26 protein-coding genes are annotated in these 22,521 nt (G+C 73.7%); 15 read left to right on the forward strand and 11 right to left on the reverse strand.

All coding sequences use genetic code 11. From position 1 onward, the window contains the following. On the forward strand, positions 1-1,826 hold a 1,826-nt coding region (locus tag ONA70_RS21505; protein ID WP_265008271.1), incomplete at its 5' end, for an acetate--CoA ligase family protein. A 132-nt stretch (positions 1,827-1,958) separates the two neighbouring features. Here the strand turns inward: ONA70_RS21505 and sigB are convergent. Further along, positions 1,959-2,975 (reverse strand): RNA polymerase sigma factor SigB, encoded by a 1,017-nt coding sequence (gene sigB, locus ONA70_RS21510; RefSeq protein ID WP_406601226.1) that lies wholly within the window; start codon positions 2,973-2,975, stop codon positions 1,959-1,961. 225 nt (positions 2,976-3,200) lie between these two features. Here sigB and ONA70_RS21515 point away from each other — a divergent pair, with 225 nt between their 5' ends. Further along, positions 3,201-3,989, forward strand: coding sequence for a sporulation protein (locus tag ONA70_RS21515; RefSeq protein WP_265008272.1), 789 nt, complete (start codon positions 3,201-3,203; stop codon positions 3,987-3,989). Between the two features lie 86 nt (positions 3,990-4,075). Here the strand turns inward: ONA70_RS21515 and dtd are convergent, their stop codons facing one another. Both dtd and ONA70_RS21525 read right to left on the reverse strand, forming a co-directional pair. After that, a complete protein-coding gene (gene dtd / locus ONA70_RS21520; RefSeq protein ID WP_265008273.1) occupies positions 4,076-4,498 on the reverse strand; it encodes a D-aminoacyl-tRNA deacylase in 423 nt (140 codons plus the stop codon). Further along, positions 4,498-5,982, reverse strand: a complete 1,485-nt coding sequence (locus ONA70_RS21525; RefSeq protein WP_265008274.1) for a DUF7782 domain-containing protein — start codon at positions 5,980-5,982, stop codon at positions 4,498-4,500. Before ONA70_RS21525 ends, dtd begins: the two co-directional genes overlap by 1 nt. A 187-nt stretch (positions 5,983-6,169) precedes the next feature. On the opposite strand from ONA70_RS21525, the gene ONA70_RS21530 reads away from it, so the two are divergent. Together ONA70_RS21530 and ONA70_RS21535 are read left to right on the forward strand one after the other, a co-directional pair. Further along, complete coding sequence (locus tag ONA70_RS21530; RefSeq protein WP_265008275.1) at positions 6,170-7,390, forward strand: S8 family peptidase; 1,221 nt, start codon at positions 6,170-6,172, stop codon at positions 7,388-7,390. A 111-nt stretch (positions 7,391-7,501) separates the two neighbouring features. Continuing rightward, the gene (locus ONA70_RS21535) at positions 7,502-8,077 is read left to right on the forward strand and encodes an HhH-GPD-type base excision DNA repair protein (RefSeq protein WP_265008276.1); all 576 of its coding nucleotides are present in this window, start codon (positions 7,502-7,504) and stop codon (positions 8,075-8,077) included. A gap of 80 nt (positions 8,078-8,157) precedes the next feature. Here the strand turns inward: ONA70_RS21535 and ONA70_RS21540 are convergent, their stop codons facing one another. Then, positions 8,158-8,469, reverse strand: a complete 312-nt coding sequence (locus ONA70_RS21540; protein ID WP_265008277.1) for a BrnA antitoxin family protein — start codon at positions 8,467-8,469, stop codon at positions 8,158-8,160. 13 nt (positions 8,470-8,482) lie between these two features. Then, positions 8,483-8,770, reverse strand: a complete 288-nt coding sequence (locus tag ONA70_RS21545; RefSeq protein ID WP_265008278.1) for a hypothetical protein — start codon at positions 8,768-8,770, stop codon at positions 8,483-8,485. Positions 8,771-8,876: 106 nt separating this feature from the next. Between ONA70_RS21545 and ONA70_RS21550 the strand changes: the two genes are divergently transcribed. Next, positions 8,877-9,233 carry a DUF3099 domain-containing protein gene (locus ONA70_RS21550; RefSeq protein WP_265008291.1) on the forward strand — a complete coding sequence of 119 codons (357 nt, stop codon included), beginning with the start codon at positions 8,877-8,879 and terminating at the stop codon, positions 9,231-9,233. 43 nt (positions 9,234-9,276) lie between these two features. On the opposite strand, the gene ONA70_RS21555 is transcribed toward ONA70_RS21550, so the two are convergent. Next, a complete protein-coding gene (locus ONA70_RS21555) occupies positions 9,277-10,167 on the reverse strand; it encodes a carbohydrate kinase family protein (protein WP_265008279.1) in 891 nt (296 codons plus the stop codon). Beyond that, complete coding sequence (locus ONA70_RS21560; RefSeq protein ID WP_265008280.1) at positions 10,164-11,093, reverse strand: pseudouridine-5'-phosphate glycosidase; 930 nt, start codon at positions 11,091-11,093, stop codon at positions 10,164-10,166. The genes ONA70_RS21555 and ONA70_RS21560 overlap by 4 nt, the downstream gene beginning before the upstream one ends. Before the next feature lie 88 nt (positions 11,094-11,181). Here ONA70_RS21560 and ONA70_RS21565 point away from each other — a divergent pair, with 88 nt between their 5' ends. From ONA70_RS21565 to ONA70_RS21575, 3 genes are all read left to right on the forward strand, one after another. Beyond that, a complete protein-coding gene (locus tag ONA70_RS21565) occupies positions 11,182-11,400 on the forward strand; it encodes a DUF3039 domain-containing protein (RefSeq protein ID WP_265008281.1) in 219 nt (72 codons plus the stop codon). Positions 11,401-11,440: 40 nt separating this feature from the next. Then, a complete protein-coding gene (locus ONA70_RS21570) occupies positions 11,441-12,091 on the forward strand; it encodes a trimeric intracellular cation channel family protein (RefSeq protein ID WP_265008282.1) in 651 nt (216 codons plus the stop codon). Between the two features lie 184 nt (positions 12,092-12,275). Beyond that, positions 12,276-14,009 carry a DEAD/DEAH box helicase gene (locus ONA70_RS21575; RefSeq protein ID WP_265008283.1) on the forward strand — a complete coding sequence of 578 codons (1,734 nt, stop codon included), beginning with the start codon at positions 12,276-12,278 and terminating at the stop codon, positions 14,007-14,009. A gap of 108 nt (positions 14,010-14,117) precedes the next feature. Here ONA70_RS21575 and ONA70_RS21580 read toward each other — a convergent pair whose 3' ends face one another. Both ONA70_RS21580 and ONA70_RS21585 read right to left on the reverse strand, forming a co-directional pair. Continuing rightward, positions 14,118-14,351: a DUF7455 domain-containing protein gene (locus ONA70_RS21580; RefSeq protein WP_265008284.1), complete on the reverse strand. Its 234-nt coding sequence runs from the start codon at positions 14,349-14,351 to the stop codon at positions 14,118-14,120. 244 nt (positions 14,352-14,595) lie between these two features. Beyond that, positions 14,596-16,200: an RNA polymerase sigma factor gene (locus ONA70_RS21585; RefSeq protein WP_265008285.1), complete on the reverse strand. Its 1,605-nt coding sequence runs from the start codon at positions 16,198-16,200 to the stop codon at positions 14,596-14,598. A 287-nt stretch (positions 16,201-16,487) separates the two neighbouring features. Between ONA70_RS21585 and ONA70_RS21590 the strand changes: the two genes are divergently transcribed. Continuing rightward, complete coding sequence (locus ONA70_RS21590; RefSeq protein ID WP_265008286.1) at positions 16,488-17,300, forward strand: inositol monophosphatase family protein; 813 nt, start codon at positions 16,488-16,490, stop codon at positions 17,298-17,300. A 106-nt stretch (positions 17,301-17,406) separates the two neighbouring features. On the opposite strand, the gene ONA70_RS21595 is transcribed toward ONA70_RS21590, so the two are convergent. Then, the gene (locus tag ONA70_RS21595) at positions 17,407-17,922 is read right to left on the reverse strand and encodes a LytR C-terminal domain-containing protein (protein WP_265008292.1); all 516 of its coding nucleotides are present in this window, start codon (positions 17,920-17,922) and stop codon (positions 17,407-17,409) included. A gap of 423 nt (positions 17,923-18,345) precedes the next feature. Here ONA70_RS21595 and ONA70_RS21600 point away from each other — a divergent pair, with 423 nt between their 5' ends. Both ONA70_RS21600 and ONA70_RS21605 read left to right on the forward strand, forming a co-directional pair. Further along, complete coding sequence (locus tag ONA70_RS21600) at positions 18,346-18,642, forward strand: DUF4193 domain-containing protein (RefSeq protein WP_046565779.1); 297 nt, start codon at positions 18,346-18,348, stop codon at positions 18,640-18,642. 203 nt (positions 18,643-18,845) lie between these two features. Further along, complete coding sequence (locus ONA70_RS21605) at positions 18,846-19,610, forward strand: hypothetical protein (protein ID WP_265008293.1); 765 nt, start codon at positions 18,846-18,848, stop codon at positions 19,608-19,610. A 4-nt stretch (positions 19,611-19,614) separates the two neighbouring features. Here the strand turns inward: ONA70_RS21605 and ONA70_RS21610 are convergent, their stop codons facing one another. After that, a complete protein-coding gene (locus ONA70_RS21610) occupies positions 19,615-20,109 on the reverse strand; it encodes a DUF3093 domain-containing protein (protein ID WP_265008294.1) in 495 nt (164 codons plus the stop codon). A 92-nt stretch (positions 20,110-20,201) separates the two neighbouring features. Between ONA70_RS21610 and dut the strand changes: the two genes are divergently transcribed. The 4 genes from dut to ONA70_RS21630 all read left to right on the forward strand — a co-directional run. Continuing rightward, the gene (gene dut, locus ONA70_RS21615) at positions 20,202-20,699 is read left to right on the forward strand and encodes a dUTP diphosphatase (RefSeq protein ID WP_265008295.1); all 498 of its coding nucleotides are present in this window, start codon (positions 20,202-20,204) and stop codon (positions 20,697-20,699) included. A 25-nt stretch (positions 20,700-20,724) separates the two neighbouring features. Further along, a complete protein-coding gene (locus ONA70_RS21620) occupies positions 20,725-21,381 on the forward strand; it encodes a DUF3710 domain-containing protein (protein WP_265008287.1) in 657 nt (218 codons plus the stop codon). Between the two features lie 207 nt (positions 21,382-21,588). Further along, positions 21,589-21,969 carry an OB-fold nucleic acid binding domain-containing protein gene (locus tag ONA70_RS21625; RefSeq protein ID WP_265008288.1) on the forward strand — a complete coding sequence of 127 codons (381 nt, stop codon included), beginning with the start codon at positions 21,589-21,591 and terminating at the stop codon, positions 21,967-21,969. Next, the coding region (locus tag ONA70_RS21630) for a DUF3159 domain-containing protein (protein ID WP_265008289.1) at positions 21,966-22,521 on the forward strand (556 nt) is incomplete at its 3' end. The genes ONA70_RS21625 and ONA70_RS21630, both read left to right, overlap by 4 nt.

Genomic DNA, 22,521 nt, shown 5'->3' on the forward strand with positions numbered 1-22,521 from the left:
GTCCGTCGGCGGCCGACGCGGGGATCGACATCGACGTGGCGGTGGTGGCGGTCGCCCCGGAGGCGGCCATGGACGTGGTCGTCGACGCCGCGGAGGCGGGCGCGCACGGGCTGGTGGTGATCTCCGCCGGGTTCGCCGAGTCCGGTCCGGCGGGGGCGGCCGCCCAGCGCGTCCTGGTCCGGGCCGCGCACCTGGCCGGCATGCGGGTGGTCGGGCCGAACTGCCTGGGCGTCGCCAACACCGACGAGCGGGTACGCCTCAACGCCACCCTCGCCCCGGTGCTGCCCGCCGCCGGCCGGGTCGGCGTGTTCAGCCAGTCCGGCGCGTTCGGGGTGGCCCTGCTCGCCGAGGCGTCCCGGCGTGGCCTCGGCCTGTCCAGCTTCGTCTCCGCCGGCAACCGGGCCGACGTCTCCGGCAACGATCTGCTGCAGTACTGGCAGGACGACCCCGGCACCGACGTCATCACGCTCTACCTGGAGACCTTCGGCAACCCGCGCAAGTTCGCCCGGCTGGCCCGCCGGATCGGCCGGAGCAAGCCGATCGTGGCGCTCGCCTCGCTGGCCCGTCCGCCGGGCGTCGGCGACGGGGGCCCGACCCTGGACGCCGCCGCGGTTAACGCGCTCTTCGCCCAGTCCGGGGTGATCCGGGTGGACACCGTCTCCGAGCTGCTCGACGTCGGCGTGCTGCTGGCGCACCAGCCGTTGCCGGCCGGCCGCCGGGTCGCCGTGGTGGGCAACTCGTCGGCGCTGACCGGGCTGGCCGCCACCGCCTGCGCCGCCCAGGGCCTCACCGTGGCCGACGGCTACCCGCACGACGTCGGCCCCCGGGCCGGCGCCGCCGAGTACGCCGCCGCGCTCGCCGGCTCCGCCGCCGACGAGCGCGTGGACGCCGTGGTGGCAGTCTTCGCCCCGCCGCTGCCCGGCCAGCTCACCGACCCCGAGGCGGACTTCACCGCCGCCCTGCCCGACGCGCGGACCACCGGCAAGCCGGTGGTGGCCACCTTCCTCGCCGGCCGGGTGCCCGCCGGGGTACCGGCGTACCCGAGCGTGGAGGAGGCGGTCCGGGCGCTGGCCCGGGTCACCACGTACGCCGACTGGCTGCGCCGCCCGGCCGGGGTGCTGCCCGAGCTGGACCGGGTGGACCGGCTGGCCGGGCACGCCGCGCTCCGGGCCGACGGCGCCGATCCGGCGGCCCTGCTCGGGGCGTACGGGATCGAGGTGGTCGAGTCCACGCCGGCGTCATCGGCGGAGGAGGCGGTCGCGGCCGCCGAACGGCTCGGCTGGCCGGTCGCCCTCAAGGCGGCCGCCCCGGGCCTGCGGCACCGGCTCGACCTCGGCGCGGTCCGGCTCGACCTGGCCGACCCCGCGGCGCTGCGCCGCGCGTACGCCGAGATGGTCCCGGTCTTCGGCGCGGACGTCCTGGTCCAGCCGATGGTCGCGCCCGGCGTGGCCTGCGTGGTGGAGCTGGTGGAGGATCCGGCGTTCGGGCCGGTGGTCGGCTTCGGGCTCGGCGGCGTCGCCACCGAGCTGCTCGGCGACCGGGCCTGGCGGGCGGTGCCGCTGACCGACCGGGACGCCGCCGAGCTGGTCGACGAGCCGCGCGCGGCCCCGCTGCTGCACGGCCACCGGGGGGCCGCGCCGGTGGACCGGGCGGCCCTGGTCGACCTGCTGCTGCGGGTCGGGCGGCTGGCCGACGAGCAACCCCGGGTCCGCTCGCTCACCCTCAACCCGGTGCTGGCCCGCCCGGACGGCATCTCGGTGCTGCACGCCACGGTCCGCACCGGCGCGGAGGCGTTCCGCCCGGACACCGGCCCCCGCCGGCTGTAAGGAAGGGCCCCCTGTTAACGCCTGCGGTAGAGGAAGGGCCCCCTCTTAACACCGCAGGCCGTTCTCCGGCCGGCGGCCAGCGGACGCACTGGGGCCCCGGCGAACCGCCGGGGCCCCCGGGTGCCCGCCCGCTCAGCAGGCGTACGCCTCCAGGCGGTTCGCCCGCTCCGGGGCGCGCAGCTTCAGCAGGGTGACCTTCTCGATCTGCCGGATCCGCTCGCGGGACAGGCCGAACTCGCGACCCACCTCGTCGAGGGTGCGCTGCCGGCCGTCGTCCAGCCCGAACCGCAGCCGGATCACCGCCTGCTCCCGCTGGGAGAGGGTGGCCAGCACGATCCGGACCTCGTTGCGCAGCTCGCCGTTGGCGGCGGCGTCGCCCGGCTCCTCGCGCGGGTCCACCGCGGCGACGAAGTCCCCGAGCGCGCTCTCGCCGTCCTCGCCGACCGCCTGGTCCAGGCTGACCGGCTCCCGGTCGTACGAGATCAGCTCGATCACCTGGAACTCCGGGATATCCAGCGCCCGGGCCACCTCGGCGACGGTGGGCTCGCGGCCCAGCGTGACCGACAGCTCCCGGCGGACCCGGACCATCCGGTTGACCTGCTCGACCATGTGCACCGGGATGCGGATGGTGCGGGCCTGGTCGGCCATGGCGCGGGTGATGGCCTGGCGGATCCACCAGGTGGCGTAGGTGGAGAACTTGTAGCCCTTGGTGTAGTCGAACTTCTCGACCGCGCGGATCAGGCCGAGGTTGCCTTCCTGGATCAGGTCGAGGAAGGCCATGCCACGACCGGTGTAGCGCTTCGCGATGCTGACCACCAGGCGCAGGTTCGCCTCCAGCAGGTGGTCCTTGGCGGCGCGGCCCTCGGCCACGATCAGCTCCAGGTCGGCGCGGAGCTCGGGGGAGAGCGGGGTGCAGGCGGAGAGCTTCTCCTCGGCGAAGAGGCCGGCCTCGATCCGCTTGCTGAGCTCGACCTCCTGCGCGGCGGTGAGGAGCTTGGTACGGCCGATGCCGTTCAGGTACGCCCGGACCAGGTCGGTGGAGACGCCGCGCTCGTCGGTGGCGTCCAGGTCGGTCAGGGTGTCGGTGCCGGGCTCGGCGTCGATGGTGGCAGCCGGGCGGGTCTGGTGCTCGATCATCTGCTGGGCCATCTCTATCTCCCCGTGTTCTTCGGTGCCGCGTTCCGGGTTCCGTGCCGCGTGCCGGCGCGGTGCTGCCCGTGATGAACAGCTTGGCGGTCGGGGCGTTAAACCGGAGTGAGGCGATCGGGGAACCGACAGCAATTCCGGCGGAATTCGGGTGCCGCTTGCCCGCCCCGGTTACCGTGCCAGCGGCCGGCCACCGGGGCGCGGCAGCACAGGCGATCGGAGGACGCGGTGGTCTTCAAGCGGCTCATGCAGGCGATGGGTGTGGGCGGTCCGTCGGTGGAGACGGTGCTGGCCAACCCGAACTGCCGCCCCGGCGGCCACCTGGAGGGCCGGATCCACGTGCTCGGCGGGGACCACCCGGTGGACGTCTCGTACGTGGCGCTGGGCCTGGTCACCCGGGTCGAGGTGGAGAGCGGCGACTCCGAGTACGACACCACCCAGGAGTTCGGCCGCCGGCAGATGACCGGCGCGTTCCGGCTGGAGCCCGGGCAGCGGTACGACGTGCCGTTCCGCTTCGACGTGCCGTGGGAGACCCCGCTGACCGACCTGTACGGCCAGCACCTGCACGGCATGACCATGGGGCTGCGTACCGAGCTGGAGGTGGCCCGGGCGGTCGACAAGGGCGACCTGGACGCGGTGGCGGTGCACCCGCTGCCCGCCCAGGAGCGGTTGCTGGAGGCACTGCTGCGGCTGGGCTTCCGGTTCGCCAGGGCCGACGTCGAGCGCGGCCACCTCTACGGCGTGCACCAGACGCTGCCGTTCTACCAGGAGATCGAGTTCCACCCGGCGCCGCAGTACGCCCGCGCGATGAACCAACTCGAGGTCACCTTCGTCACCGACCCGCACCAGGTGCAGGTGGTGCTGGAGTTGGACAAGCGGGGCGGCCTCTTCACCGAGGGCCGCGACGCCTTCGGCCGGTTCACCGTCGAGCACGCCACGGCCGACCGCACCGACTGGGCCGCCCAGCTCGACGGCTGGCTCCGCCAGTCCCTCTCCCGCCGCGGCCTCTTCTCCTGACCGCGCCTCCCGGGTTGATCAAGGAGTTTGCGTCGGAATTCCGGCTCGCGGAGACGTAAACTCCTTGATCAACCGCAGTGGGCGGGTCAGAGGTCCAGGAGGATGGTGCGGGGGCCGACGTTGACGGACTCGACGAGCATGTGGGCGCGGAAGCGGCCGGTCTCGACCTTGGCGCCGCGTTGGCGCAGCTCCTCGACCACGGCCGTCACCAGGGGTTCGGCCACCTCGGCGGGGGCCGCGGCGGTCCAGCTCGGACGGCGGCCCTTGCGGGCGTCGCCGTAGAGGGTGAACTGGCTGACCACCAGGATCGGCGCCCCGGTGTCGGCGGCGCTCTTCTCGTCGTCCAGGATGCGCAGCTCGTGGATCTTCCGGGCCATGGTCGCCGCCACCTGCGCGGTGTCCGCGTGGGTCACCCCGAGCAGCACCAGCAGGCCGTCGGCGATCTCGCCGACCACCTCGCCGCCGACGGTCACGCTGGCCCGGCTGACCGTCTGCACCACGGCCCGCATCAGCCCGCCACCGGTTCGATGATGCCCCGCTCGACCAGGTGCGCCACGATCGGGCCGGCCGCCTCGGCCAGTTCGTCGGGAGCGACGTCGTGCGCGGCGGCGAGCAGGGCGAGCTGGTCCCGCAGCGGGAGCCGGCCGTCCGCCCCGCCGACCAGGGCGAGCACGAGGGGGTCGATCTCCTCCGACCAGCGCAGCCCGTGCGGCATGGCGAGGACCTGCCGGTCCACCGCCCAGCCCTCGTCGCCCATGGTGGCCTCCTGCCGCAGCTGGAGCCCCTCGGCGGCCCGGTAGCGCGCGGCCAGCAGCCCGTCGGTGTCCCGGGCCCGCAGCCAGTCCTGCCGGTCGAACCACTCGGCGACCCGGTCGCCCATCGGCGGTTCCACCCGCTGCCGCAGGTCCTCGACCCGGACGAGCGGCTGGTCGTGGCCGGCGCGGCGCAGCGACACGATGCCGAACCCGATCGCCTCGACCTTGTGCGCGTCAAACCAGTCCAGCCAGTCCGCCATCCGCTGCGGGTCGGCCGCCTCCCCGACGTCGGTCAGCCACAGGCTGACGTACGCCATCGGGTCGGCCACCTCGCGCTGGATGACCCAGGCGTCCAGCCCGGTCCCGGCGAACCAGCCGGTCACCCGCTCGGCCCAGTCCTCGCCGGTGATGTGCACCCAGTTGGCCAGGTACTGCATCGTCCCGCCGTCGGTGAGCAGGTGCGGCGCGGCGGCGGCCAGCTCGGCGCCGATCGCGTCGCCGACCCGGCCCGAGTCCCGGTAGACATGGGTGGTGGTGCCGGGGCCGACCACGAAGGGCGGGTTGCTGACCACCAGATCGAACCGGCGGCCGGCCACCGGGGCGACCATGTCCCCGCGCAGCAGCTCCCAGTCCTGGCCGTTGAGCGCGGCGGTGGTGGCGGCGAAGCGCAGCGCCCGCTCGGAGACGTCGGTGGCGGTCACCCGGCGGGCGTGGGTGGACAGGTGCAGGGCCTGGACGCCGGAGCCGGTGCCCAGGTCCAGCGCGGTCTCCACCGGACGGCGGACGGCCGCGCCGATCAGCGTCTGGGTGGCCCCGCCGATGCCCAGCACGTGCTCGGCGTGCAGCGGCCGGCCCGGTCGGGCGCTGGCCGGCACGTCGGCGAGCACCCACCACTCGTCCCCGTAGGGTTCGAGGTCGACCCCGGCGCGCAGGCCGTCGCCGTGCCGCTCGACGATCCCGCCGGCGAGGGCCTCCTCGACGGTCAGCGGGGCGAGCGCGGCGGCCACCGCCGGCTCCGGTTCGGTCTGGTCGCAGATGAAGACCCGGATCAGCGTGGCCAGCGGGTCACGGTCCTCGGTGGCGCGCAGCGCGGCCCGGAAGTCGTTGCGGGCCACCCCGCCGGTGGCCTGCGGGCCGAGCCGGTCGGCGATGCCGTTCGAGGTGAAGGGCGCCCGGGCCAGCGCGGTCCGCAGCGAGTCCACGCCGGCGGGGGAGAGCAGCATGTCATGACGGTCCACGTCGCCATCCTGCCTCCCCGCAACCGCCGCGCGGCCGGCACCCGCGACATCCATACCGTCAGCGGTATCAACAGGCAACTATCTCTTTCATCATCTTCGATGTCTGGCTAGCATTCCGGGCAACATCCGTCGATGGGTGCCCCGGTGGCCACGAGCCCCCGTGGTGGTGCCCGGTAGGGAGCCATACGTGTCCGACGTGTCCGTTCCTCGGCGTGGCGTGCTGCGCGCGTTCGCCGTCACGGCCGCCGCCGCGGCCCTCGCGGCCGCTGCCGCCAGCCCCGCCCTCGCCGCACCGACCGGCCAGATCCGCTACGCCGGCGCTCCCGACGCCGTCGCCGACAGCTACCTCGTGGTGTTGAAGGCCGACGCGGTCGGCGCCGCGAACAGCCTCGCCGCGCGTACCGCGGTGCCGGATCGCGCCGCCGGGCTGGCCAAGCGCTACGGCGGCACCGTCGGCACGGTGTGGAGCGCCGCGCTGACCGGCTACAGCGCGAAGATGAGCCCCGCGCAGGCCCGCCGGCTCGCCGCCGACCGGTCCGTCGCGTACGTCGAGCAGGACCGGGTGGTCACCGCCGAGGGCACGCAGACCGGCGCCACCTGGGGCCTGGACCGGATCGACCAGCGCAGCCTGCCGCTGAACGGCACCTTCACCTACCCGAACACGGCCACCAACGTGCGGGCGTACATCATCGACACCGGCATCCGGACCTCGCACAGCCAGTTCGGCGGCCGGGCGACCTGGGGCACGAACACCGTGGACACGAACAACACCGACTGCAACGGCCACGGCACCCACGTCGCCGGCACGGTCGGCGGCAGCACGTACGGCGTGGCCAAGGGCGTCCGCCTGATCGCGGTGAAGGTGCTCAACTGCTCCGGCAGCGGCACCACGTCCGGCGTGGTCAGCGGCGTCAACTGGGTCACCTCGAACGCGGTCAAGCCGGCGGTGGCCAACATGAGCCTCGGTGGCGGCGCCAGCACCACCCTGGACAACGCGGTGGCCAGCTCGATCAGCTCCGGCGTCACGTACGCCATCGCGGCCGGCAACTCCAGCGCCAACGCCTGCAACTACTCGCCGGCCCGGGTCTCCTCCGCGATCACCGTCGGCGCCACCACCAGCACCGACGCCCGTGCCTCGTACTCGAACTACGGCTCCTGCCTGGACATCTTCGCCCCGGGCTCGTCGATCACCTCGTCGTGGAGCACCAGCGACACCGCCACCAACACGATCAGCGGCACCTCGATGGCCACCCCGCACGTGGCCGGCGCGGCGGCGCTCGTGCTCGGCGCCAACCCCTCGTACAGCCCGTCGCAGGTGGCCAGCTACCTGACCACCAACGCGACCACCGGCAAGGTGACCAGCCCCGGCACCGGCTCGCCGAACCGGCTGCTGTTCGTCGTCAACTGACGACGGACCACGACGCGCGGCCCGGTGGACACCACCCCTGTCCACCGGGCCGTGTCGCGCCCAGCGGGGAGTCGGCGCGGCGGGCGGCGGCCGGCGCGGCAGGATGGGGACATGACGCTCTCCCTGCCCATCGACCCCGAGGCCAACGCGCTGCTGGCGCGCAGCCCGCTGGCGCTGCTCCTCGGCATGGTGCTCGACCAGCAGGTGCCGATGGAGAAGGCCTTCTCCTCCCCGTACGTGCTGGCCCAGCGGCTCGGCCACGAGCCGGACGTCCGGGAGTTGGCCGGCTACTCCCCGGAGGCCCTGGTCGCCCTCTTCGCCCAGCCGCCCGCGCTGCACCGGTTCCCCAAGGCCATGGCGGCCCGGGTGCAGGAGGTGTGCCGGGTGCTGGTCGAGCGGTACGACGGCGACCCGGCCGGGCTCTGGTCGGCGGCCACCGATGGCCGTGACCTGCTGCGCCGGGTGGCTGAGCTGCCCGGCTTCGGCAAGCAGAAGGCGCAGATCTTCGTCGCCCTGCTCGGCAAGCGGTTCGGGGTCACCCCGGACGGGTGGCGGGAGGCCGCCGGCGGGTACGGCGACGCGGACGCGTACCGCTCGGTCGCCGACGTGACCGACCCCGAGTCGCTGCGCCGGGTACGCGACTACAAGCAGCGGATGAAGGCCGAGGCGAAGGCCGCGAAGGGCTGACCTGGCACCGGAGCAGCCCGCACCGCCGATCTGACCGGGTCGGTCAGCCGGGGTGGGACGGTCAGGCGGCGGTGGGACGGTCAGGCGGCGGTGGGGCGGGACAGGGCGGCGAGGGCCCGGCGCACGTCGGCGAGGGAGACCGTCGTCGAGTCGTCCAGGTCGGCCAGGCCGGCCTCGATCCACTGCCGCATCAGCGTGGTCACCCCGATGCCGCGTGCCTCGGCGGCAGCCCGGACCCGTTCGTACGTCTCCAGCGGCAGGCGTACCGAGCGGCTGACCATCGGCACCTCGGTGTCGGGGGCGGGCAGCTCCGCCGGCTGGCTCTCGTCGATCAGCTCGGCGATCGCGTCGCCGCCGTCGTGGAACCGCTTGATCGCCTCGTTACGGTGCATCGTGACCGCCTCCTCATCGGCGCGATCTCCGCACGGCCTCGTCGTAGCGCTTGGCCTCGACGTCGCTCAGTTCGCGGGCGGAGAGGATGTCCCAGTCGTTGTCGGTGCCGTCGGCCTCGGCCAGCAGCACGGCGAGGCGCCGCCCCCGGTGGTCGGTCGCGTAGACCACCATGACGTCGTCCCCGAGGTGCCGGATGACCCGTCGCGTGCTGTGTAGGGCCTCCCAGACTTCCCCGGGCGTGACGTCGTAGACCCGCAGGTTCGCCAACGCCTCGTCGGTGAAGCTGAACCGGTTGCCCACGGGCGGAGCGTACCACGGACGTAACACGCACCGCCTTGTCACGATTTTCGCCGATCAACCGTCGGGGGTGACAGGATGGGGCGTAATCCCCTCGAGGAGGTCCGTGGTGAAGCGTCAGGCGTACCAGCCGATCCTGATCACCGACGCCTCGCGCAGCCAGGACGACCAGCTCAACAGCCGGCAGAAGCGCTACGTGCTGATGATGGGCATCCGGGTCGCGTGCCTGGTGGTCGGAGCGATCCTGGTCGGCGCGAAGGCCCCGCTGCTCTGGCTATGGCTGCCGCTCCTCGGCCTCGGGATGGTGCTCATCCCGTGGTTGGCGGTGCTGCTGGCCAACGACCGGCCGCCGAAGGAGGAGCACCGGCTGGCCAACAAGCTGCACTCCCGCCACCGCGACGACACGCCGCCGATGGCGCTCCCCGCCGACGAGCAGCCCCACAAGGTCATCGACGCCGAACCCTGACCGGTCCGGGCCCGCGCCACGCGGAGCCCGGACCGCGTGCGCGTCAGGGGACCGGCCGGGCTCCCACCGACGAGACCGCCAGCGCGCCGAGGTCGCCGGCCCGGGACAGCGCCGCCCGGGGATCGGCGCCGGCCAGCCAGGCGGTGAGCAGACCGGCCGCGAAGGCGTCACCCGCCCCGGTGACGTCGACCACCGGCACCCCGCGCGCCGGGGCCGTCTCGACCGTGCCGCTCCGGTCCACCCAGACCGCGCCGGCCGCGCCCCGCTTGACCACCACCCGTCGGGCCACCGCGGTGAGCGCCCGCGCCTGCGCCGCCGGGTCCAGCCCGCCGGCCAGCACCATCGCCTCGTCGGTGTTGACCAGCAGCAGGTCGACGTCGCGTACCCAGCTCAGGAAGGCCGCCGCGCCGGCCCGGCGCAGCGGCGCCGCGGACGCCGCGTCGACGCTGGTGGTGAGCCCACGCTCGCGCGCCACCGCGAGCGCGCGCAGTCCCGCGCCGCGCGACCCGGCGTCCAGCAGGGTGTACGCGGACAGGTGCAGGTGCCCGACGTCGGGCTCCGCCGCCAGGGCCAGGTCGACCTGCGCCGCGGTCAGCCGCAGGTTCGCCCCGCGCTGGCTGATCATGGTGCGCTCACCGGCCTGGGCGAGCACGATCACCGTTCCGGTCGGGTAGCCCTCGTGCCGCTCCACCGCGCAGGTCACGCCGGCCCGTTCCAGCTCGCCGACCCGTACGCGACCGGACTCGTCGTCGCCGATCGCCGCGACCAGGGTGACGGGCGTCCCCTGGGCGGCGAGCCAGGCCGCGGTGTTGGCCGCCTGGCCGCCGCCGCTGAACCGGATCCCGGCGGCGGTGTCCGACCCGGTGGCGAGCGGGCCGGTGAGCACCGCGACCACGTCGGTGATCACGTCGCCGACCACGACGACGCGGCTCATGCCTCGGTACGCCGGGCCGCCGCGGCGACCGCGATCCGCGCCGCCAGGTCGGCGTTGCGCAGGATGATCCGGACGTTCACCGCCAGGCTGGCGCCCTCGGTGGCCGAGTGGAAGTGGGCCAGCAGGAACGGCGTGACCGCCTTCCCGGTCACCCCGTCCCGGGCGAGCAGGGCCAGCCCGTCGGTCAGGGTGCGGTCGTGCAGCGCCGGGTCGAGCTGTTCGTCGGTCGGCAGCGGGTTGGCCACGATCAGGCCGCCGTGGTGCACGCCCTGCCGCTCCCGGGCGAGCAGCACGTCGGCCGCCTGCTCCGGCGACTCCACCGACCAGTCCAGGTCGAAGCCGGCGTCGGTGAGGTAGAAGCCGGGGAAGCGGCGGGTGCGGTAGCCGACCACGCTCACCCCGAGGGTCTCCAGCCGTTCCAGGGTGGCGCCGACGTCGAGGATCGACTTGACCCCGGCGCAGACCACCGCGATCGGCGTCCGGGCCAGGGTGATCAGGTCGGCCGACTCGTCGAAGGTCTGCGCCGCCTCCCGGTGCACCCCGCCCAGCCCGCCGGTGGCGAAGACGCCGATCCCCGCCGCCGCGGCCACCGCGCTGGTCGCCGCCACCGTGGTGGCGCCGTCCGCGCCGGTCGCCGCCGCCACCGCGAGATCGCGTACGGAGAGCTTGCTCACCCCGTCGACGGTGGCGAGCCGGGTCAGTTGGGCGTCGTCCAGCCCCACGATCAGCTCGCCGGCAACCATCCCGATGGTGGCCGGGACCGCGCCCGCGTCCCGGACCGCCTGCTCGATCTGCCGTGCGACCAGCAGATTGTCCGGCCGGGGGAGGCCGTGCGAGACGATGGTGCTCTCCAGGGCGACGACCGGACGCCCGTCGCGCAGGGCGTCGGCCACCTCGGTGCCGAAACTGATGTGAAAGTGGGTCACGTTCGTTACGGTACGGGCTGTCCGCCGGGCGGGCTGCGGTGGACCACCCCCGAAAGACCTGCGAAACTGGCAAGTCGGAGGTGTAAACGTGAGCACACAGATTCTCGAACGCCCGGAACTGAAGGACGCCGACACCGGCCCCGAGATGTTCCACTACGTGCGCAAGGAGAAGATCGCCGAGAGCGCGGTCATGGGCACGTTCGTCATCGCACTCTGCGGGGAGACCTTCCCGGTGACCAAGGCCGCCAAGCCGGGTTCGCCGGTCTGCCCGAAGTGCAAGGAGATCTACGACTCCTGGGACGAGTGACCGCGGGCGGCTCCGCCGCCCGCCCACGTACCCTGCGGCGGTGACCACCTCCACCGCCCTGCTCGTCGCCGACCTCACCGGCGTCGCGGTCTTCGCCGCCTCCGGCGCCTCCGCGGCGGTGGCGAAACGGCTCGACCTGTTCGGGGTGGCCTTCGTCGGCGTGGTCGCCGCCCTCGGCGGCGGCATCTTCCGGGACCTGGTCATCGACGAGGTCCCCCCGTTGGCTTTCGCCGACTGGCGGTACGCGGTGACCGCGACGGCCACCGCCGCCGCCGTCTTCTGGCTGCACCCCCAGCTCGCCCGGTTGCGCACCACCGTGCTGCTGCTGGACGCGGCCGGCCTCGGCCTGTTCACCGTCACCGGCACGCTCAAGGCGCTCGACGCGCACGTGCCGGCGGTCGGCGCCTGCATGATCGGCATGCTGACCGCGATCGGCGGCGGGCTGGGGCGGGACCTGCTCACCGGCGAGATCCCGGTGGTGCTGCGCCGGGAGATCTACGCCCTCGCCGCGCTCGCCGGGTCGGTCGTGGTGGCGCTGCTGTCGGCGTACGGACATGCGCACACGCTCGGGCTGACCCTCGCGGCCGGCTTCGTCTTCCTGCTGCGGGTGGTGTCGCTGCGCCGGCGCTGGTCCGCCCCGGTGGCGATGCTGCGCCCACCGCGCACCGGCGCCCGCGGACCGCGGGGCTGAGCCCCGACCCGCCGGCCGGGCGGGTGTGACCAGCGTGGCGTCGAGTGGGGAGAAGTGCCCCCGCTGGTTATGCTGAGTCGGCCTTCGCGGCACCGGATGCGCGAGGGCGTTTTCATGGGCGGCGGCACCCGTGGCCCTCGGCCGGGCGGGGCTCGCCGCCGTGTGGAGCGGAGAGGAGCTACGCGTGGCACCGCGGTTGCCGGCGCTCGAGATGTTCCCGCCCCTGCGGGCCTGGCAACGCAAGGCGATGGTGCACTACCTGCGTCGCCGTACCGACGACTTCACCGCGGTCGCCACCCCCGGCGCCGGCAAGACCACGTTCGCCCTGCGGATCGCCGCCGAGCTGCTGAACGACGGCACCGTCGAGGCGGTCACCGTGGTCGCCCCGACCGAGCACCTGAAGACCCAGTGGGCACAGTCCGCCGCCCGGGTCGGCATCCAGCTCGACGCCGCGTTCCGCAACGCCGACCTGCACTCCGCGGCCGACTTCCACGGCGCCGTGGTCACCTACGCCCAGGTCGGCATGGCACCGCAGGTGCACCGACGGCGCACCATGACCCGGCGGACGCTGGTCATCCTCGACGAGATCCACCACGCCGGCGACTCGCGTACCTGGGGTGACGGCGTGAAGGCCGCCTTCGAGCCCGCGGTGCGCCGGCTGATGCTCACCGGTACGCCGTTCCGCTCCGACGACAACCCGATCCCGTTCGTCAGCTACGAGCGGGGCGGGGACGGGCTGCTGCGCTCCCGCGCCGACTCGGTCTACGGCTACTCCGACGCGCTGCACGACGGCGTGGTCCGCCCGGTGCTCTTCCTGGCCTACTCCGGGGAGACCCGGTGGCGCACCAACGCGGGAGAGGAACTGGCGGCGCGGCTCGGCGAGCCGATGACCCAGGACCTGATCGCGCAGGCCTGGCGTACCGCCCTGGACCCGGCCGGCGACTGGATGCCGCAGGTGCTGCGGGCCGCCGACGCCCGGCTGACCGTGTTGCGCAACAACGGCATGCCCGACGCCGGTGGGCTGGTGATCGCCAGCGACCAGCAGGTCGCCCGCTCGTACGCGAAGCTGCTCGAGCAGGTGACCGGCGAGAAGGCCGCCGTGGTGCTCTCCGACGACCAGGGCGCCTCCGCGCGGATCGCGACGTTCGCGGCGTCTGAGCAGCGCTGGCTGGTCGCGGTCCGGATGGTGTCCGAGGGCGTCGACATCCCGCGGCTGGCGGTCGGCGTGTACGCGACCAGCGCCAGCACCCCGCTCTACTTCGCCCAGGCGATCGGCCGGTTCGTCCGGGCCCGGCGCCCCGGCGAGACCGCCTCGGTCTTCCTGCCCAGCGTGCCGCACCTGCTCGGCCTGGCCAGCGAGATGGAGGCCGAGCGGGACCACGTGCTCGGCAAGGCCAAGGAGGCCGACGGCTTCGACGACGACCTGCTGGCGCGCGCCCAGCGGGACGACCAGGCCAGCGGTGAGCTGGAGAAGCGGTTCGCCGCGCTCTCCGCGACCGCCGAGCTGGATCAGGTGATCTTCGACGGGGCCTCCTTCGGCACCGCTGCCCAGGCCGGCACGCCGGAGGAGGAGGAATACCTCGGCCTCCCTGGGCTGCTCACCGCCGACCAGGTCTCGCTGCTGCTCACCAAGCGGCAGGCCGAGCAACTCGCCGCGCAGAAGCGCAAAGCCGCCCAGCGGGCCGCTGAGCCGGCCGCTGCGGCCCCGGCGGCGGCGCCCCCACCGATGAGTGCCGCCCAGCGCCGCGTGGCCCTCCGGCGGCAGCTGAACGCCCTGGTGGCCGCCCAGCACCACCGGACCGGGCAGCCGCACGGCAAGATCCACGCCGAGCTGCGCCGGCTGTGTGGCGGCCCGCCCAGCGCCCAGGCCACCATCGAGCAGCTCGAAGAGCGCATCGCCACCGTGCAGACCTTGTAAGGCAGGGCCCAGGGGCCCCCTTTCCACACCGGCAGAGAGCATGGAAAAGCCGACCGGAGGCGACCCGTCTGGGTTGCCTCCGGTCGGCTATGTCGCCGGTATACGGATTCAGTTCGCCATCAGATCGGCGCCACGCCAGCTGAATTCCGGGTCCGCCGCGTACCGCACGGTGATCTTCACGAGATCCTCCGCGTACTTGTTCGCGTGGTGCCCACAGAACACCAGCTCGCTCCCACCCGCCAGAGTGATCCGGAGCTTGCCGGCAGCATTGCAGCGGTCGCACCGTTCATCGGCGGCCGGGGGGCTCACCGTCTCGGGCGGCGGCGTGAGGGTCGGGGTCATCGCCTTCCTCCTCTGGTCGTCACCGATGAACACTCGTCTCGGTTGCTCACCTATCGTGCAACACCCATCTCGGGCCCTGCCTTCCCTGTGTGCCCGGCCGGGACCGAGGTCACACCTGGCGTGCAAGACAGTGTGCCGTGCACCAAGGGTGCCACGTCAACGATCACAAACCGGCAACCGACCGATCACCAATGAGTGTTGTACGGCTGGTGATCAAACCGACACGACTGGTTGACGCGCACGGTCAGTCCAGGTAGTCGCGGAGCACCTGGGAGCGCGAGGGGTGCCGCAACTTGGACATGGTCTTCGACTCGATCTGGCGGATGCGCTCCCGGGTCACGCCGTACACCTGGCCGATCTCGTCCAGGGTGCGGGGCTGGCCGTCGGTGAGGCCGAAACGCAGGCGTACCACGCCCGCCTCGCGCTCGGAGAGCGTCTGCAGCACCTGCTGGAGCTGGTCCTGCAGCAGTGAGAACGAGACGGCGTCGACCGCGACCACGGCCTCCGAGTCCTCGATGAAGTCGCCGAGCTGGCTGTCGCCCTCGTCGCCGATGGTCTGGTCGAGCGAGATGGGCTCCCGGGCGTACTGCTGGATCTCCAGCACCTTCTCCGGTGTGATGTCCATCTCCTTGGCCAGCTCCTCCGGGGTGGGCTCGCGGCCCAGGTCCTGGAGCAGCTCGCGCTGGATCCGGCCGAGCTTGTTGATCACCTCGACCATGTGCACCGGGATGCGGATGGTGCGGGCCTGGTCGGCCATGGCGCGGGTGATGGCCTGGCGGATCCACCAGGTGGCGTAGGTGGAGAACTTGTAGCCCTTGGTGTAGTCGAACTTCTCGACCGCGCGGATCAGGCCGAGGTTGCCTTCCTGGATCAGGTCGAGGAAGGCCATGCCACGACCGGTGTAGCGCTTGGCCAGCGAGACGACCAGCCGGAGGTTCGCCTCCAGGAGGTGGTTCTTGGCCCGCTCGCCGTCCCGCGAGATCCACAGCAGGTCGCGCTGCATGTCGCGGGTGAGCTTCTCCTCGCCCTCCTCGGCGGCGCGCAGCCGCTCGGCGGCGTAGAGGCCGGCCTCGATCCGCTTGGCCAGCTCGACCTCCTGCTCGGCGTTGAGCAGGGGCACCTTGCCGATCTGCTTCAGGTACGCCCGGACGGAGTCGGCGGAGGCGGTCAGCTCGGCGTCCCGGCGCGCCTGCTTGAGCGCCTCGGACTCCTCGTCGTCCCACTCGAAGTCGTTGTCGCTGGCCGAGCTCGCCGCGTCGGCCTCGGCGGCCTGGGTGAGCTCGGCCGGCTCGTCGACCACCACGTCCTCGATCTCGGCGGCCAGCTCCTCCGGGTCGATGTCGCCCTCGGGGCCCTCGCCCTTGGCGCCGGCCTTCGCCCCGGCGGTCTTCGCCGCCACGGTCGCCTTGGTGGCCCGGGTCGCCTTGGCGGCCTTCGCCGGGGCGGCGGCCTTGGCGGCCACCTCGGCGGTGGTGCCGGCGGCCTTGCGCGCGGTCGCCTTCCGCGGGGCGGGCGTGGCCGGGGCCTCCTCGGCGGCCGGCGCCTGCTTCGGGGCGGGCGCGGCGGCCTTCTTGGTGGTCTTGGCGGTGGTGGCTCGGGAGGCGGGCGTGGCGGACCGGGCGGCGGCCACGCGGCGGCGGGTGCTGGCGGAGCCGTCCACCACCACCGTTACCCCCGCCTCGGAGAGCGCACGGAGGATCTTCTTGGCCTGGGCCGGGGTCACCTCAGCGGACTCGACGGTGCGCGCGAGCTGGGCCGACGTGAGCTGGCCGCCGGCGCTCTGCGCGTGGGCGATCAGGGTGTCGGTGAGCGAGCGAACGTCGGCGCCGGTCTGGCGGGGTTCTGTCACGAATGACCTTCCGGAGGCGAAGAGCGAGCACGGCCGGGTTCGTCCGGCGCAGCAGGGAGCGCCGTGCCGGGCGATGTCGTTGAGGGACCCCCGTGTCCCGGGCCGGCCGGTCGCTGGCGGTCCGTGGCGCGTGGGCAGGGTGAATTGTAACGCCGTCTGCGGCGATCATCCCGCGCCGCACGGCGTACCGGCGGTGTGGGCCGCCGATTCGGTGCAGATGTGGACTTTGTAAGGATGATACCCACGTACGAGCCGGCCGGCCCCGGTCGTGCGGGAAGGGGACGAACATGATCCGCTCGGCGCCCACGCCGCGGGAACTGCTGGAGATCGCCGTCGAGGTGGCCCGGGACGCGGCGGTCACCGCGCACCGGATGCGGGCCGAGGGGGTGTCGGTCGCCGCGACCAAGAGCACGGTCACGGATGTGGTCACCGCGGCGGACCGGGCGGTGGAGCGGCAGGTGCTCGACGCCCTGCGGGACCGCCGCCCGGGCGACGCGGTGCTGGGGGAGGAGTACGGCGGCGGCTCGGCCGGCGAGACCGGGGTGCGCTGGATCGTCGACCCGATCGACGGCACGGTCAACTACCTCTACGGGCTGCCGTACTGTGCGGTGTCCCTGGCGGCCGAGGTCGACGGCGAGGCGGTGGCCGGGGTGGTCCGCAACGTCGCCACCGGCGAGGAGTGGACCGCCACCGCCGGCGGCGGGGCCTGGCGGGACGGGGAGCGGCTGCGCTGCTCCGCCGAGACCGACCTGGGGCAGGCGCTGGTCGCCACCGGGTTCGGCTACCACGCCGGCCGGCGGGCGCACCAGGCCCGGGTGGTCGCAGAGCTGATCCCGCACGTGCGGGACATCCGCCGGATGGGCGCCGCCGCGCTGGACCTCTGCCTGGCCGCCGAGGGACGGGTGGACGCCTACTACGAGAAGGGGCTGGCCGCCTGGGACCTCGCCGCGGGTGGGCTGGTCGCCCGGGAGGCGGGGCTGCTGGTGACCGGGCTGTCCGGCCGGCCGGCCGGCCCGGATCTGGTGATCGCCGCCCCGCCGGCGCTGTTCGAGCCGCTGCACACCCGGCTTGCCGCCCTGGACGCCTCCGGCGGCCCCTGACCGCTGCCGCCGATACGCGGAAAGAGTGGCGCATCGTGTCGGTGCGGCCACTCTTTCCGGGAATTCGTTCGGGTCGCGGTCGACCGTACGGCCGACCGGTCCGGGTCTACTTGTCGACGGGGGCGGGGCAGGTGCCGGTCGGGGCGACCGGCGAGCCGAGGTCGCCGAGGGACTGGTTGACCTCGGTGGTGGTGGCCAACTGCTGGAAGCTGTTGCCGAGGATCACGTCGACCGTGTCGTCCTTGCGCTTCAGGTCGGGTTCCAGCTTCGCGTTGTTGAGGAAATAGGCCCGCAGCAGATGGGCGGAGCCGACGCCCTTCGGGCCGAACCGCAACACGGCGACGTCGTCCACCGCCTTGGGGGCGTTGCCCTCCTTCTTCACCTGGAACTTGCGGTTGCGGAAGTCGTCGGCGACGCTGCCGGCCAGGCCCACCTCGTCGGTGCCGTTGTAGACGTTGATCTTGACGTCCTTGGGCTCGCGCAGCCGCACGTCGGCCAGCGGCCAGTTCTTCGGGCAGCCCGCGGCGCCGCCCGCGTTGCTCTGGGTGTCGCGCACCAGTGCGATGACCACGAAGACCAGGGCGAAGACCGCCAACAGGCCGACGACAACGAGTGCCCGCACTCGCGCAAAACTCATCTGGGCGCTCCCGGACAGTGGTTTGGGTGGCGGCGGCCGCCGGCGGTCGGGCCGTCGAGTACGCCGCTGAGGTTAACGGTTGTCCGGCCGTGGCGTGGAAACAGTCCGACATGCCGGCGCGCCACCGGGGGAACGGGTAGTACTACCCCTATCTTCGTGTCGCCTGAGTCACATTGGGAACAACTTCGGGCGCAGGGGCGTACATCTCTGCCACGGGGGCGGTATACATGCCTCGCCCAAAGGGGGGGTAAGGTTCCGCGCTCGCTGGGGGAGTTCCTCTGGCGGACTCGGCCCACCGGTCGTCGGGTCGGGTGACCGACAGATTTGGTGGCCGGCCAGCGGAACCGAAACAGCGTCGTCCGGCGTTACAACCGGAAGCGACCATATCGATATGGGAGAGTGAAACCGATGGCCACCGACTACGACGCCCCGCGTCGCGACGAGGTCGACCTCGGCGAGGACAGCCTGGAAGAGCTCAAGGCACGGCGGGTCGACTCACAGTCGGGCGCCGTGGACGTCGACGAGGCCGAGGTGGCGGAGAGCTTCGAGCTGCCCGGCGCCGACCTGGCCGACGAGGAGCTCACGGTCAAGGTGCTACCGATGCAGCAGGACGAGTTCCGGTGCGGCCGCTGCTTCCTGGTTCACCACCGCAGCCAGCTCGCGGTCGAGCGGAACGGCGAACTGATCTGCCGAGAGTGCGTCTGACCTCGACGCGTATCACCGGCGGCGGCCTCCTCGACGGGGCCGCCGCTGTTCGAGCCGCCGTGCGACGGTGGCGGGAAGCTGCTTGACTCGTACCGGCGGCTGCCACGCCGCGCGGAGCAGGGGAGGGCGGACCGGTGACCGAGGGCAGCGAGCGAGCCGGGGGACCGACCGGCGGTGGTGACGCCGAGCGGTCCGGCCGGGCCGTGCCGGACGAGGCCGGCGACCAGCTGGGCGCGACCGTCGCCGCGCTCACCGCGGACGACATCGCGCCCGCCCGGCGCCGGCAACTCCTCGTCCGGCTGGTCGGTCAGGCGCGCGCCCGTGGCCTGACCGACCTGTTCAAGCCGAAGGCCGCCATCCGTTGGATGACGGACACCGTCGCCGAGGTCGCCCCGCACGTGCCGATCCGCGACCTGGCCACGCTCCGCCGGCACTTCCCCGGCCTCGACGACGACGAGCTGGCCGAGCGGCTGATCCGGAACGCCGCCCGGGCCACCGCCGGGGTCGGGGCGGCCGGCGGCGGGGTCGCCGCGGTGGAGTGGACGGTCACTCCGACGCTGCTCTCCGCGCCCGTGCTGCTGGCCGCCGAGACGGTCGCGGTGATCGCCATCGAGCTGAAGCTGATCGGGGAGCTGCACGAGGTCCACCGGGTTCCGTTGCCCACCGGCGGCAGCCAGCGCGCGGTCGCGCTGGTGCAGTCCTGGGCCGGCCAGCGGGGGATCAACCCGATGATGCCCGGGGTCGGGGTGAGCGCGGTGCTCGGCACCGCGGCCCGCCGCGAGCTGCGGGACCGCCTGCTGCGCCGGTTCGGTCGGAACCTGACCACGCTGGGGCCGTTCCTGACCGGCGCCGCCGTCGCCGGCTACCTCAACCGCCGGGCCACCCGGGCGCTGGCCGAGCAGCTCCGCAAGGACCTGCGCCGCAGGGGCCGCGAGCTCCCCGGCAACTCCCGCCCCGCCCTCCCCTGAACGGTCAGCTCGCGTCGCGGGCGGTGAGGATCGCGGTGGCCAGTTCCACCGGGTGTCGGGTGCTCACCACCCAGAACGGGGTGGGGTCCGCCGGGTCGTCCAGCACCACCTGCACCGCGCCGCCGACCCACGGCCGCTGCACCACGAAGGCGAGCGGGTCGGACCCGACGCCGAGCACCTCGCGCCGGCCGGCCGCGTCGAGCGGGACCACGTCGGCGACGTACCGCACCGGGAGGTGGGCGTCGTCCACCCACAGCTCGTCGTCGCGGACCGCGATCCGGATCCGGCCCAGCCGGGCCAGCCCGGCCACGGCCGCCGGGATCAGCACCACGAAGGGCAGCCAGGCGCGTACGCCGGTCGCGCCCAGCCACAGCTCGGCGGCGAGCAGCCCGGCCACGGCGAGCCCCGCCGGCCAGGCCCACCAGGGCAGGGTGAGCCGCTCCGCGTACGCCGGGGCGGGGGCCACCGGGGACGCCGGGGCGGGCGAGGACGACGACAGGCTCACAGTCCGAGGGTACGGCGCACGGCCGGCCTGCCAACCGGCAGGATGGCAGGGTCAGCCCCGCAAGGACCGGACGGAAGAGGATGACCGTGACAGACGCCGTACCCGTGCCCGTACGGCAGCTCGACCCCGAGCTGCCGCTGCCGGCGTACGCCCATCCCGGCGACGCCGGCGCGGACCTGGTGGCCGCCGCGGACGTGGAGCTGCCGCCCGGCGGGCGGGCCCTGGTGCCGACCGGCGTGGCCATCGCGCTGCCCGAGGGGTACGTCGGCCTGGTGCATCCCCGATCGGGGCTGGCGGCCAGGCTCGGCGTGACGGTGCTCAACGCGCCCGGTACGGTCGACGCCGGCTACCGGGGTGAGATCCTGGTCAACCTGATCAATCATGATCGGGACACTCCGGCGAAGATCAGCCGGGGCGACCGGATCGCGCAGCTCGTCGTCCAGCGGGTCGCGCGGGCCGATTTCCGGCCGGTGGCGGAGCTGCCCGTGTCCCGGCGCGGGACCGGCGGGCACGGGTCGACCGGCGGGCACGTCGGACTGGTCCCGGCTCCGGCGGGTGGGCAGACGGAAGAGGTGGCAGGGTGAGTGCGAACAGCGGAGGGTGGGCGCAGTGATCTTCTCCCGTAAGCGGGCCGGCGGCGTGCGTGACGAGCGGACCACCGAGGTCCTCGACGCCCAGGAGGCCGAGGAGACCCCGCAGGCGCCGTTCCGGGGCCCCTACGACGTCTCCGAGGCGCCCGACGCGCCCCGGCTCGACCTGGGCAGCCTCCAGATCCCAGCGGTGCCGGAGGTCGAGGTGCGGGTGCAGGCCGACCCGCAGGGCGTGATCCAGCAGGTCGTGCTGGTGCACGGCCAGAACGCCCTGCAGCTCGGCGTCTTCGCCGCGCCCCGCTCCGAGGGCATCTGGGACGAGGTGCGCGAGGAGATCCGGCAGTCGCTGTTCAACGACGGCGCCGCCGCCCAGGAGGTCGACGGGGAGTACGGCACCGAGCTGCGGGCCCGGGTGCGGACCCCGGACGGCCTGACCGACCTGCGCTTCGTCGGCGTCGACGGGCCGCGCTGGATGGTCCGCGGCGTCTACCAGGGCGAGGCGGCCACCGACCCGGCCGCGGCCGGCCCGCTGGCGGCCTGCCTCGACGGCCTGGTGGTCGACCGGGGCCAGGAGGCCAAGCCGGTCCGGGAGCCGCTGCCGCTGCGGCTGCCCCGCGAGGTCGCCGAGCAGCAGGCGGCCGGCGAGCAGCCCGCGCCGGAGCAGCGCGAGGCCTGAGGCGTACCACGCCGGGCCCGGTGACCGTCGGCTCCCGTCGGCGGCACCGGGCCCGTCGTGCGTCCGCCGGCCGCCAGCGGTACGCCCCGGCCGCCGGTCCCGCACCGCGGTGGATCGGGCTACGCTGGCGGGACGGTCACGGCGCCTGCCGGGCCGAGCCAGTGCCGGTGCCGACCGGCCCGGGTGGAGAAGGGTGACGCGGAGGTCATGACGACCGACGAGAGCCGGGTGTCGCTGCGGCGGCTCCTGCATCGGCTCACCGCGAGCGAATCCGAGATCGAGGCGCAGGAGCTGCGCCGGGAGAGCGCCGAGTCCGGCTGCATGCCAGCCAACCAGTGCGGCCGCGGCCAGGTGGTCTCGGTCGCCGGGCGGCTCCGCACGGTGGTCTACACGCCCCGGACGAACCTGCCGACCCTGGAGGCCGACCTCTACGACGGCAACGACGTGGTCACCCTGGTCTGGCTGGGCCGCCGGCACATCGCCGGGATCGAACCGGGCCGACACCTGACCGCCCGCGGCCGGATGGCCGTACGGGACGACCGCAAGGTGATCTACAACCCGTACTACGAGCTGGAGTCGCCGAAGTGACGACCGGACAGCACACCGACCCGGAGACCGGGCCGGAGGACGACGAGCGGCTGCCCAGCATCGCCGAGCAGATGGCCGACCAGCTCGGCGGCTGGCGCGGGCTGGTCGAGTCGAGCATCCCCGTGGTGGTCTTCGTGATCGCCAACGTGCTGGGCGAGCTGCGCCCCGCGGTGCTCGCCTCGGTGGCCGTGGCGCTGCTCATCGCCGGGCTGCGGCTGGCCCAGCGCCGGCCGGTGCGGCACGCCGTCAACGGCCTGTTCGGCATCGCCGTCGGCGCGGCCATCGCCTGGCGTACCGGCGACGAGCGGGACTTCTACCTCCCCGGCATCCTCTACGGCATCGGGTACGGGTTGGCCCTGCTGCTCTCGGCGGCGATCCGGCAGCCCCTGGTGGGCTGGATCTGGTCGGTGCTGGTGGCCAAGGGCCGCTCGGAGTGGCGGGACAATCCGCGCCTGGTACGCACCTTCACCCAGCTCACCGTGCTCTGGGGCGTGGTCTGGCTGGCCAAGGTGGGCGTGCAGGCCGGGCTCTACCTGGCCCACCAGGACACCG

The sequence above is a fragment of the Micromonospora yasonensis genome (genome assembly GCF_026013475.1).
GTDB lineage: Bacteria > Actinomycetota > Actinomycetes > Mycobacteriales > Micromonosporaceae > Micromonospora > Micromonospora yasonensis.

Bases quoted from the DNA above. Each gene is read 5' to 3' on its own strand.
- sigB (WP_406601226.1), bottom strand. From the start codon at position 2,975: ATGGCCCAGCAGATGATCGAGCACCAGACCCGCCCGGCTGCCACCATC.
- dtd (WP_265008273.1), bottom strand. From the start codon at position 4,498: ATGCGGGCCGTGGTGCAGACGGTCAGCCGGGCCAGCGTGACCGTCGGC.
- ONA70_RS21535 (WP_265008276.1), top strand. From the start codon at position 7,502: ATGACGCTCTCCCTGCCCATCGACCCCGAGGCCAACGCGCTGCTGGCG.
- ONA70_RS21540 (WP_265008277.1), bottom strand. From the start codon at position 8,469: ATGCACCGTAACGAGGCGATCAAGCGGTTCCACGACGGCGGCGACGCG.
- ONA70_RS21555 (WP_265008279.1), bottom strand. From the start codon at position 10,167: ATGAGCCGCGTCGTCGTGGTCGGCGACGTGATCACCGACGTGGTCGCG.
- ONA70_RS21580 (WP_265008284.1), bottom strand. From the start codon at position 14,351: ATGACCCCGACCCTCACGCCGCCGCCCGAGACGGTGAGCCCCCCGGCC.
- ONA70_RS21590 (WP_265008286.1), top strand. From the start codon at position 16,488: ATGATCCGCTCGGCGCCCACGCCGCGGGAACTGCTGGAGATCGCCGTC.
- ONA70_RS21600 (WP_046565779.1), top strand. From the start codon at position 18,346: ATGGCCACCGACTACGACGCCCCGCGTCGCGACGAGGTCGACCTCGGC.
- ONA70_RS21625 (WP_265008288.1), top strand. From the start codon at position 21,589: ATGACGACCGACGAGAGCCGGGTGTCGCTGCGGCGGCTCCTGCATCGG.